This window comes from Pseudomonas sp. Ag1, from assembly GCF_000278565.1.
Lineage (GTDB): Bacteria > Pseudomonadota > Gammaproteobacteria > Pseudomonadales > Pseudomonadaceae > Aquipseudomonas.
In genome coordinates, this window is record NZ_AKVH01000072.1 from 37,957 (window position 1) to 49,324 (window position 11,368).

General features: G+C 62.3%; 9 protein-coding genes. 4 read left to right on the top strand and 5 right to left on the bottom strand.

Annotated features, from left to right (window positions below):
• Both A462_RS26945 and A462_RS26940 read right to left on the bottom strand, forming a co-directional pair.
• Positions 1-447 (bottom strand): hypothetical protein, encoded by a 447-nt coding sequence (locus A462_RS26945; protein WP_008432031.1) that lies wholly within the window; start codon positions 445-447, stop codon positions 1-3.
• A 317-nt stretch (positions 448-764) separates the two neighbouring features.
• Positions 765-1,760 (bottom strand): FecR family protein, encoded by a 996-nt coding sequence (locus A462_RS26940; RefSeq protein WP_008432032.1) that lies wholly within the window; start codon positions 1,758-1,760, stop codon positions 765-767.
• Positions 1,761-1,912: 152 nt separating this feature from the next.
• On the opposite strand from A462_RS26940, the gene A462_RS26935 reads away from it, so the two are divergent.
• On the top strand, positions 1,913-2,182 hold the full coding sequence (locus A462_RS26935; protein WP_003217951.1) for a PepSY domain-containing protein: 270 nt from the start codon (positions 1,913-1,915) through the stop codon (positions 2,180-2,182).
• Positions 2,183-2,223: 41 nt separating this feature from the next.
• Here A462_RS26935 and A462_RS26930 read toward each other — a convergent pair whose 3' ends face one another.
• Positions 2,224-7,338 (bottom strand): dermonecrotic toxin domain-containing protein, encoded by a 5,115-nt coding sequence (locus A462_RS26930; protein ID WP_008432037.1) that lies wholly within the window; start codon positions 7,336-7,338, stop codon positions 2,224-2,226.
• Positions 7,339-7,508: 170 nt separating this feature from the next.
• On the opposite strand from A462_RS26930, the gene A462_RS26925 reads away from it, so the two are divergent.
• Positions 7,509-8,546 carry an Ldh family oxidoreductase gene (locus A462_RS26925; protein ID WP_032898881.1) on the top strand — a complete coding sequence of 346 codons (1,038 nt, stop codon included), beginning with the start codon at positions 7,509-7,511 and terminating at the stop codon, positions 8,544-8,546.
• Between the two features lie 40 nt (positions 8,547-8,586).
• Here the strand turns inward: A462_RS26925 and A462_RS26920 are convergent, their stop codons facing one another.
• Positions 8,587-8,907, bottom strand: a complete 321-nt coding sequence (locus A462_RS26920) for a DUF883 family protein (protein WP_003217958.1) — start codon at positions 8,905-8,907, stop codon at positions 8,587-8,589.
• 175 nt (positions 8,908-9,082) lie between these two features.
• Here A462_RS26920 and A462_RS26915 point away from each other — a divergent pair, with 175 nt between their 5' ends.
• Complete coding sequence (locus A462_RS26915; RefSeq protein WP_003217960.1) at positions 9,083-9,334, top strand: hypothetical protein; 252 nt, start codon at positions 9,083-9,085, stop codon at positions 9,332-9,334.
• On the opposite strand, the gene A462_RS26910 is transcribed toward A462_RS26915, so the two are convergent.
• Positions 9,309-10,226 (bottom strand): LysR family transcriptional regulator, encoded by a 918-nt coding sequence (locus A462_RS26910; protein WP_008432042.1) that lies wholly within the window; start codon positions 10,224-10,226, stop codon positions 9,309-9,311. The two genes, A462_RS26915 and A462_RS26910, sit on opposite strands and share 26 nt — an antisense overlap.
• 92 nt (positions 10,227-10,318) lie before the next feature.
• Between A462_RS26910 and A462_RS26905 the strand changes: the two genes are divergently transcribed.
• Entirely contained in the window at positions 10,319-11,245 is a 927-nt protein-coding gene (locus tag A462_RS26905; RefSeq protein ID WP_008432044.1) for a carbon-nitrogen hydrolase family protein, read from the top strand.
• Positions 11,246-11,368 lie beyond the last annotated feature (123 nt).

The following is an 11,368-nucleotide window of genomic DNA, read 5'->3' on the forward strand; positions in this document are numbered from 1 at the left end:
TCACTGGCCTCCCGTCAGGCTGCCGATATTGTTCAAAGGCGCCATGCCGCGGGAGATTGAGCCGTTGATCTGCCCCGAGAGGCTGGAGCCGCCACCATGGCCGGCCGCTGCGCCGCCACCAAGGCCTACGCCACCCCCGTTGTTGGTCAAGCCGGGAAGGTTGCCGCCAGGCAGGATGGCGCGAGTGATGCTGGAGCCGCTGCTGATGTTGGCGTAGTCGTTGTCGCTCAGCTCGCTGGTGGCCCGCAGGATCTGTGGAGAAGAATTGGCATTGACGGTGACCGGGTTGGGATCGACGCCAGCGGTGCGGCCAGCCATGTGGCCCTGGACGGTGCGCTGAATCACGATCACACCGTCGCCTGCCGCGAGCACCGGGAGGCTCACGCTGGTACTCAGTACACAGCTGATCAGCAGAAGGCTCAACGAGCCTGGATTAAGTGTCTTCACGACGGCATTCCTTATTCTTGGCGCTGACCCTAAACAGCGCTGTCAGGAAGAGAGCAGGAGCTGTGCCGCTTTTGAATTTGTGATGACATACATGGGGTTATGAGCGCGGGGGAAAGAATGCGCAGTGGATGTGTTTCAACTGTGAGACAGCGGGCCCTTGTCCAGCCCGCCTGGCAGGTGTCTCAGGGATGAAACACTGCGCGCCGTAAACCCGGCACTCCGCAGCCGGCTGTCAGCTCAGCCGGTGCAAGTGTTTCAAAAATGGACGATTTGACGCAGGCGGGATCCGGGAGGAGGGCGCAGCCCATGACCCTGGCTCAGCTCTTTGGGGTCTTGCGCGGAATCGAATTGAGTACAGGGTTGCCGTCCTGGTTCTGGGTCAGGTAGACCGGCAGGACCTTGGGCAGGGAGGGGACGAGGTTGGACACCTCGTTGATGTTGTAGATGCCACCAATGCGGATCGCGCCGGTGCCGGCGTCGGCCAGCATCACCGGTTTGCTCAGGTAGCGGTTGATCAACGGCAACGCGTCGGCCAGGGCCAGGTTGTCGAGGATCAGCTTGCCTTCACGCCAGGCCAGGGCCGTGTCGCCCGGGGCAATCGGCTGGGCCTGGGGGCTGGCATCGCCACGGTTGTAGCTGGCCTGCATCCCGGGTGACAGGCGCAGGCCGCTGTGGGCGTCGTCGCTGCTCACCAGCACCGAGCCTTGCAGCAGCATGACCCGCACATGGTCTTCGTATTTCCAGACATTGAACTGAGTGCCGGTCACCCGAACCTGGCCGTCACCGGCGTGGACGATAAACGGATGCTGCGCGTCATGGCTGACCTTGAAAAACGCCTCGCCTTTTTTCAGGGTAACCCGGCGCTGATCCTTGAAGTTGCTGTAGACCAGTTCGGTGCCCAGGTTCAGTTCAACCTGGCTGCCGTCGTCAAGGGTGACCAGGCGCAAGCTGTTTTCAGCTTCGTAATGGTTGTACGAGCTGGGCAGCCAGCCTGCTTCCCAGCCGGTAAAGGCCGCCAGTGGCAAGGCCACCAGGCATATCGCCGCCGCTACCGCGTAGTTCCTCAAACGGCTGCGAGGTTGTCGCCGCGCCACGACGGGGGCCGGCTCGCTGCGGGGCAAGTGATCGGCAACGTCCCAGATTTCCAGCATCGCGGCGTATTCGAAGGCATGCAGTGGATGCGCATCGTGCCACTGCTCGAAGGCCTGACGCTCCGCCGTCGTGCAATCGCCAGCGTGCAGACGCATGCACCAGTGCGCAGCGGCATCGGTGATGGCGTCGTATTCGGCTTCTGATAGGGACTTATCTGTCATTAACTCATCCTGATTTCCGACATTCTAACCTCCACAGCAGGACGGCGAGAACAGCCATCATGGCGAATGCACATCAATTGGAACTAATTCTCGTCTGCAGGGCCCTAAAAAATTCAGGACAGGTAACACTCACTCCCTAATGGAGCACGAAAATGCTTAAGAAAACCTTAGCCGCCGTTGTCGCAACCACCGCCTTGCTCAGTGCTGGAGCCGCCCTGGCGGACAAACCGGGCGCAGGCTGGATCACCATCGAAAAAGCCATCGAGACCGCCAAGACCAAGGCTGGTTACGTCCAGATCTACAAGATCGAAGCCGATAACGATGGCTACTGGGAAGGTGAGGGGCGCAAGGCCGATGGCGTGGTCTATGAGTTCCGCATCGATGGTGAGTCGGGCAATGTGTTGCGCGATCAGAAAGACTGAATGAACTGACGGGTGCGGGCATTCCGCCCGCACCCTGTCCGTTACGGCGTGGCTTCGGCAATCGAAGGCACGGGGTCCAGCTGGCGCCCCAGGGTGGTGATCAGCAAGGTCAGTGAGTCGGCGTTATCCATCTGTGTGTTGAACCGCCGCGTCAGGTTGGTTTTGAAAATTCCCCGCGCATTGCTCAAGTCCACGCCTCCGGTCGTGGCAAGAATCTGCTGCCTGATGTAGTCATCTTCCGGGTCGGTTCCCAGATCAGATCCGGTAGCCCCCCACGCGTCCGCTGATTTGAACAACTGCCCCACTGGCGTGTTGATCGAGTACGCATTCTCCTGCACGTTGCGCAGCCAGTCCTGAAGATCGCGACCGGCTTGGGTCTGTACTTCAATCAGGTCGGAAAAAGGTGATGTGGAATTGAGGTAGGCGACGTCGGCGGTATTGCTCACGATATGAGTCAACTCATGAATCAAGGTGGCCGCGCGGGCATGGGCTCTTTGGTCGAAGTGATTGATCAGGCGCCCTTCGAAATCGGCCGTAGGCGGGTTGAAGAAGTTTTCAGTGAGGTAGATGCGTCGATCCGGGTCGCCGTCGATGGTAAACGCCCAGTGCCGTTCGGGTTCGGCAATATGCGCACCGGAGACGAAACGCCGGGAATTGAGCGAGTAGAGTGTCGGCTCCAGCGCCTCATCGAGGAGGGCGGTCACCGTGTCCATGAGTTTTTGCGCGAGGGCTTCCGGAAACTTGGCCGGGCCGGTGTCGGCGTCTATCGGGATGCCGAAGAAGCGGTTGATAAAGCGATGCACCCGGGTCACGGGCGGATACTGGTGGTCGAGCAGCTTCAGGTTCTGCTGGCAGTTGTGCAGGTAGAAGGTTGCCAGGTCCAGTGCCTCGACGATCGCCTGGGCCCTGGAGGGCGACACACGCCGAATCTCGGCCAGGCCGCGGGCCTCGACGTTCATCACCTGGTCCACGGCTGTCCGCACCTCACGGCGGTCCATCATTGCACTCCATCCGGGGCCGTGGCGGCGAACCGATGCGCCCGGGTCCAGGGTCCATTTGCGGTTGGCATCCAGGCGCACAAACGGTCCTTTGGACCGTGCACTGAAAAGCCGCCAATGGCCTTCGACCTGCCTGGCGCGGTAGACCTTGCCTGCGCACGGCAGGTAATGCCGGTTGTCCGTCGCTGTGTAGACGCCCGTGTTGCCTGCCGTCAGGCCCTCCAGGCTGATGTCGCAGGCTTCGTACGCTTGCAGCCGGGTTCGGGCCCGGGCGGTGACGTCGATGTCGTGCCAGGCACTGGCCGTTTGCGTCGGCGCGGGTTGCGCGGGGGCGGGGCCTGGTGTCGAGGGTTCATCCATCAATGCGCGGATCGAAGCCATTTGCGCGACACCGCCGATGAAGGTTTGCAGCGCCTCGCGCCAGCGGTGTTGCTGCAAGTCTTCGGCAGAGGCCTGGAACAGTTTGTAGCTTTGCCAGATCACCAGCGGCACCATCAGCTTGCCCGGCAGCAACGCCTGCGCGTGCTGCAGTCCGCTGCTGAACAAGGCTTTGAGGGTGTCCCAGGCTGACCGGCCGTTGGCCTGGGATTGCTGTTCAAACAGGTTCGAGATCAATCCGATGTTGTCGCGGTACAACTGCTTGAGGGCGTGGCCCCTGATCGGATTGGCCCCCAGGGTGATTTCCGAGGTTCCCCCGACCGTGCTGGCCCAGAGGTGTCTATACGTGGCTTGCTCAGCCTCTGGCAGGCGACCGATCACCCAGTCCTGCAAGGGGCCGGGCAGGTTGAGCCGGCGAATCAAATCCGCCTCGTTGTCGAACTCCTGGAACGCCTGTTGCGGCCCATAGGGCGCATACATCACCAGCGGAGTGCTTTCGACGGCACTGATCAAGTAGACCCCAAGGGCCTTGATGGACCGGGCCCCCGCCGTGGCGATCAACTCCAGCGGACGCACTGTCGAGGTCGCGCCCTCGACCGCTGCGCGGGCGAGCGCGTCCGGCATGTCGAGGACCTGTTCGACCAGGCTCAGGCCCGCGGGTGATAACAGTTCCTGCAGCCTCAGCGCGTGGGCATTTTGCAACAGTTGCCAGGGCAGTTGCCGAATAAACCGGCGCTCCCGCACGTCTGCGCCCGGCTTGCCCGGGGTGAGTTTTTCGACCAGGCAAGCCTGGTGGTCCTGCTTGAGGGGCAGGCGCGCGAGGATCTGGCGCACCACAGCAGGTGTCAGGCCGGCGGCTGTGGACTCGACATCGAATGCAGCAGCTTGCTGGCTGACGTGATTGAGGGCGTAGTCCACCAGGTTCTGCCGCTGGCCGGCCAATACCAGCTTGGGCAGGATGTAGACGTCTTGCGGGCGCACGTCATAGGGCTGCAACAAGTCGATGAGCTTGCTGCCGAGATACGCTGGCAGCGGCAGGAAATCGTCAAGGTAATCCTTGTCGTCCGTGAGGCTGTGGCGGTATTGCTCAAGGATTTCGACATGGCGACGCTGTTGGCTGACAGACGCCATCCCCAGCCAGGCGGGCAGTGATTGTTGTGCCATGAAGGTCTGGGCGATTTGTGAGGCATGGCCCAGGTCGTTGGCCGGCAGGGCCTTTTCCAGCCCCCCGAGACGCTTCAGCAAGGCGTCCCCTGAGAGCGTCAGGGTGAGGCAGTGAGCCCGTTGTGCCCTGTAATGATCAATCCAGGACTGCTGGCAGTGCTGTGCGACCGCGCCGTTGATCAGCATGAACTGACCGAGTGCGCAGGCCTGGTGCGGTTTGAGATAGCGCGGGTCGAGATTGGCCAGTAGCTGCCTGCGAAGGTCCGGCGCGGCCAGTCGTCGTTGCAGTTCTGTCTGCAATTGGCTGACGTTGGCGAAACTCTCCAGGCCGCGCGCCGGCGTCCACAGCACGGCCCGGCCTGAGTGGGACGGGGCCAGGCCACCGCGTTCGGTGAGCATCAAGCAATGCGCCAGGGGCACCCGTTGCGTCAGGCCCTCGGGTTCGACGGTCAACGCATAGGCATCCGGGATGAATCCACCCAGGCCCTGGCGCCGGCGGCGATCAGGGTGTTGAAGATCAAACACCGTCTGCGCGATCGCCTCATCACGCGCGTCCAGGCTGTTGTTGAGGCGCCTGAGCCTGGCTTCGCCCTGGATCGCCACCGCCATGGCATGGGCCATCGGCGCCTTGAGCTGTTCCAGGTATTCGCGGGGAATATCGGCAATGTTGGAGTGATGAAACTTGACCAGTGCGGCATCGAGCACTGCGTTGGCTTGCGCTATGTCCAGGCCGCCCAGCGGTGTAACAGACCCATCGCCCTGGCTGGCGTAAAGGCCATAGTGCGGCGTTTGCGGAATCGGCCCGCGCTTGTGTATCAGGCGCGCAAGAAAGTAACTGCGCAGGCTCTGGCTTTCCAGGGGCGCAGTGGCGCGTGTCGCGCTTGCGCTGGCGGCGTAGCGATTGACGTAGATCTTGCCGGGATCGTGGCCAGCCAAGCCGCGGCGGTTGAACTCGGCGGTGAGCGCCTGATTGACGGTGTTGGCCAATGTGGGTTGCGCTCGCACCTGGGTTGCCAGCGTGTCCTGGATATCGGTCATCTGCTTTTGCAGCAGGGCGGCACGTTCGGCGGCCAGCGACACCGGGCGAGTCGGGTCGGCCAGTACCGAATGAGGCGTCCAGCGTCCCGCGGTATCCAGGCCCGGGAGGTGGCTGTCGATCATGTACCGCACATCCAGCGCGTAGTCGAGCAAGGCGGAGGGGTCAATGCCGGCGCGGGTGCGTCGGTACAGATCTAGCGCGTAGCGTAGGTTCTGTTGCTGCTTGCCGATGATGGTTTCGAGCACCTGCTCAAACAGATTGCCGGCGATGGGAGTACCGGAAAACTGCGGCGTCTTGAACCCTACAAACAGCGCCCGCTCCTCCAGGGACATCAGGTTGTAGAGGTCGTCTTCATAGCCTGGCGCCTTGACCATGGCCTTGAGGGTGTCCATCAGATCGTCGTAGGTCCCGAGCACCTGCAGGCCCTTCTCGGGGGTGTAGAGAAAGGTCTGCGAATTGCCGATCATCAAGGTGCTGGCCAGCTCGACGGCGTTGCTCGGCTGCTCCCAGATCTGTACGTTCTCGACGCGCAGCGTCTGGCTGTTCGGGGGGGCCTCGTTACCCCGGGAAGAGTACAGCGCTGCCAATGCGCGGCTTTGCTCCGGACTGATGATGGATTGCTGGCGCTTGAACAGCAGATCCAGTTGCGCATTGGCGGCCATGGCCCGGGCGAACCAGGCCCGACGCGACACGCCCGGTGCGATCTCGCTGTTCCAGAACGTCTCCAGTGTACTGTGCAGGAACGGGATCAGTTGGCCGGCTGCTTGTTTGATCGCGGTTTCCCAACGCTGCGTGTCGCGGGCCTTGGCGTCGGTAGGCCGCTTGGGGTGGAAAAACTCCCGGGTTTGCCCGGCGGGCCAGGCTTGTTCACGGTAGTACAACAGCACCGCGTCATTGAGTTGCAGCGAGTCGATCCAGCGAGGCACCGTGTACCCAACGGGCTGTATGGCGAAAAAACTCACGTGGGCTTCGCCGGGGCTGAGCCCGGGGAACAGTGGGCGGCAGACGCTTTCGAGCAGTTTTGAAAGCAGGGCGCCGAGGGCGGGCAACTGTTTCAACGCCGCCAGCAGCGCCTGGCGATTATTCTCCTGATAGCGCCTGAGGGTTTTTTCCTGTTCACCCAATACGTCGCCGAGCATGGCCTCCGGTGTCAGCACCAGTCGGTTGTCGAGTAGCGGCGATGGTTGTTGCTGCAAGGGCAGGAAGTACAGCAGTTGCGTGGCGCTGTCCGGGGTTTTCAAGCGCTCGGTCAGTGCTGTCAGCAAGTGGGCGGGGCTGTCGAATTTTTCCAGGCCGCCGTACGGGGTGTAGAGCCAGGCATGTGGGTAGGCGCTGGTTGAACTCATCATGAAGCTGCCGGCCAGTTCGACGGCATTGGCAGTGCTTTTATTCAACCAGATGCGCTGCGCGATCATTGGCGGCGACTGTTGGCGACGGCCTGCATCGCTGGCAAAAAACACCTTGCCGAGAAACTCGATGTCCCTGCTGTCGATGTTCAGCTGGCGCTCACGGTCCAGCGCCCTCCAGCCCACGCGCATGGCTTCGGGGAAAAAATACGGGAGAGGGGTGTGGCTCATCATCCTGATCCTTGAAGAGTTGCGTGCCTGCAACCTATCCAGGCCTGGCGCCACGAGGGGCTAGATATGTCTGGCGCTCCCTGTCGACAGCCATGGGGCAAACCCTGTCTAATCGACGGACCGATTCTTGTACGCTGTTGCCCATTCCAATAATTAAACGGGAGCTTCAGATGTCTGCATCGCCTTTGGATGTCGAGTCTTCATCAGAGCGACTCAGTTATGCGCAATTGACCGACCTGCTGCGCCAGGTGTTTGTCCGCCACGGTACGTCGGCCGATGTGGCCCAGGTGCTGGCCGAGAACTGCGCCAGCGCCGAGCGCGACGGTGCCCACAGCCACGGTGTATTCCGTATCCCCGGTTACGTCTCGACCCTGGCCAGTGGCTGGGTCAACGGCAAGGCGGTGCCGGTGGTCGAGGATGTGGCCAGCGGGTTTGTGCGCGTGGATGCGGCTAACGGCTTCGCCCAGCCCGCACTGCAAGCCGCCCGTGGGCTGTTGGTGGAAAAGGCCCGCAGTGCCGGGATTGCCTTGCTGGCGATCCATAACTCCCACCACTTCGCGGCGCTTTGGCCGGATGTCGAGCCTTTTGCTGAAGAAGGCCTGGTGGCCTTGAGCGTGGTCAACAGCATGACCTGCGTGGTGCCCCACGGCGCCGACCGCCCGCTGTTCGGCACCAACCCCATTGCCTTCGCCGCGCCCCGCGCCGATGGCCTGCCGATCGTGTTTGACCTGGCCACCAGCGCCATCGCCCATGGCGACGTGCAGATTGCCGCGCGCAAGGGCGAGCGCTTGCCACCCGGCATGGGCGTGGACAGCCTCGGCCAGCCGACCCAGGACCCCAAGGCGATCCTCGAAGGCGGCGCACTGCTGCCGTTTGGCGGGCACAAGGGGTCGGCCCTGTCGATGATGGTCGAGCTGCTGGCCGCGGCCCTCACGGGCGGTAACTTCTCGTTTGAGTTCAACTGGTCCGATCACCCCGGCGCCCGTACGCCATGGACCGGCCAGTTGCTGATCGTGATCGACCCGAGCAAGACCGCCGGGCAGAGCTTCGCCGAGCGCAGCCAGGAGCTGGTGCGACAGATGCATGCGGCAGGGTTGCGGCGTTTGCCGGGGGATCGGCGCCATCGCACACGGGCGAAGTCGCTGTCAGGCGGGATCGAGATCGAAACGCAGGAATTGAGTCGGTTGCGGGTGTTGGCACAGGCGTGAAGCGAGCTGCGCCCGGGGAGGGCGCAGCCGTTGCATCAGATCAGTTGCGGCGGCCCAGCAACAGGCCGACTACCAGGCCAAACCCGGCGGAAATCGCCACGGTCTGCCATGGGTGGCCACCGATATAGGTTTCGGTGGCATCCACCACCGGCTTGCTGCGCTCGCGCACGTTGGACACCGAGTCCAGCGCCTGCTTGAGCTTGATGGCGACCTGTTCACGCAGGGTTTCACCTTCTTCCCCCACCAGTGACGCGCTGCTTTTGAGCAGCTTGTCCGATTCTTCGATCAGTGCGGTCAGCTCACTGAAGGCTTGGTCCTTGATTTGGTCTTCGACGGCTTGGGCGGCAGATTTGCGAGCCATTGGGTTAACTCCTTGCGGGTGAATGTGGCAATGAATGCGCTTGATGAAGAATGGAGTGTTTGAAGCGGGCAAAAGTTGCAGTTTTTTTCCTGTGGTCAGCTTAGGAGAAATCCAGGCCAGGAAATTTCAACCTACAGTGTAAGATGTCACCTATTTGTGCAGCAGGTAATTCAACATGAGCTTCAATCTGGCCAACAAGCCCCTCGCCGAGCGCGCCGCGCTGGAAGATGAAAAGTCCCGTCTCTACGACCTCTGGCAAAGCAACCTGGGCAAGGCCAAGGGTGAGGCCGCCCGCCTGTTTGGCGAACGCGCCAAGCGCAAGGGCAAATGGGCCGAATGGGTGCGTGCAGAACTGGACGGCATGTCACCGCCGGAGTTCTCGAACATGGTGCGCAGTGAAGTCAATCGCCTGATGGCGGCGAAGTAAAACAAGCCTCGATTGCCTCGCGCACCTTGAGCAGCAACGGATCCAGTTGCGCCTGGGTGCGCCAGCCCAGCTCCACCGGGTAACGCGGCAGCGCCAGCGGGCAAGGCAGCTCCCTCAGTCCGGTCATCTGCGCGATGGCCTGGGCCGCATGGCCGGGGATGGTCGCCACCGCCTGGCTGCCCTTGAGCAGGAACGGCAGCGCCGCGAAGTGCGTGGTCGAGGCACCTACGTGGCGGCTCAGCCCCTGCGCGGCCAGGCCCTCGTCGGTGATCCCGATAAACCCGCCGGATGACACCAGCACATGCTCGCGCCTGACGAACTCGTCGAGGTCGATGGCCTGTTGTCCCGGCGCCAGGCTGTCGGGGTCCACCAGGCACGCGTAATGGCCTTCCCCCAATACCTGCCGGCTCAACCGGCGCTCTGCAAACCCGCCGGCGGTGATTGCCAGGTCCAGGCTGCGGTCGAGCAGGGCGTCGGCAACGATCTGGCTGTGGGTCTGGCGGAACATCAACCGCAGCTTTGGCGCACGCCGGGCAATCTCTTCAATCAGCCGCCGGCCGTAGGCGATTTCAAAATCATCCGATAACCCCACCACCACCGAACGGCCCTGATAGTGATTGCCCTGGGGATCCACCATCGCCAGGCTCTGGCGGCAGCGATCCAGGGCTTCGCTGATCACCGGCTTCAACTGATTGGCCCGCAAGGTGGGCGCCAGGCCCCGGCCGGTACGCACGAACAACTGATCGCCGTACACATCGCGCAAGCGGCGCAGGGCTGCACTGATCGCCGACTGCGTGACGCCAAGGCGCAGGGCGGCACGGCTGGCACTGGATTCGTCGTGCAGGGCCTCGAAGGTTTTCAGCAGGTTGAGATCGACGTTGGCGATATTCATATGGCTCATATCAGTTAGCAGCGAAGCGGGCTTTATTCATGATTGCCGCTGGCCGGAGAATGGGCAACCCCCATTGATACGGAGTGATCGTGATGCCTGTTTCTACCGTGGCTGCGCTGCAAATCGGTTCCTTGCCGGGTGGCAAGGCTGAGACCCTGGAACAGATCCTGTCCTACGAGGACGAAATCCTGCGCAGCGGTGCGCAACTGGTGGTGATGCCGGAAGCGTTGCTCGGGGGTTATCCCAAGGGTGAGGGCTTCGGCACCCAGCTGGGTTATCGCCTGCCTGAAGGGCGCGAGGCCTTTGCGCGGTATTTTGCCAATGCGATTGATGTGCCGGGTGTGGAGACCGAAGCGCTTGCCGGCTTGTCGGCGCGTACCGGGGCGAGCCTGGTGTTGGGTGTGATTGAGCGCAGTGGCAGCACGTTGTATTGCACGGTGCTGTATTTCGAGCCGGTTGGCGGGTTGGTGGCCAGGCATCGCAAATTGATGCCTACCGGCACTGAGCGGCTGATCTGGGGCAAGGGTGATGGTTCGACGTTGCCGGTGGTTGATGCCGCGGTAGGGCGCATCGGTGGCGCCGTGTGCTGGGAGAACATGATGCCGTTGTTGCGCACCGCGATGTACGCCAAGGGTGTGGAAGTGTGGTGCGCGCCGACGGTGGATGAGCGGGAAATGTGGCAGGTGAGCATGCGGCATATTGCCCATGAGGGGCGGTGTTTTGTGGTGAGTGCGTGTCAGGTGCAGGCGTCACCCCAGGCGTTGGGTGTGGAGGTGGCGAACTGGCCGGTGGATCGGCCTCTGATCGCGGGGGGCAGTGTGATTGTCGGGCCCATGGGGGACGTTCTTGCCGGGCCATTGCTCGGTGGGGCGGGGTTGCTGGTGGCGCGGATTGATACGGATGATTTGGTGCGGGCGCGGTATGACTATGATGTGGTTGGGCATTATGCCCGGCCGGATATTTTCGAATTGACCGTGGATGAGCGGGTTAGGGCGGGGGTGCGGTTTATTGTTGACTGAGTACATATCCGTTTCTTCGGTAACGGCGGCTTATGGTTCCGCTCTTACAGCGGCTCACTTTGGAAAAGCCCCAAAGTAAGCAAAGGGCTCTGCCCCGCCTGTCGGCACCTCGCTAGTGCTCGG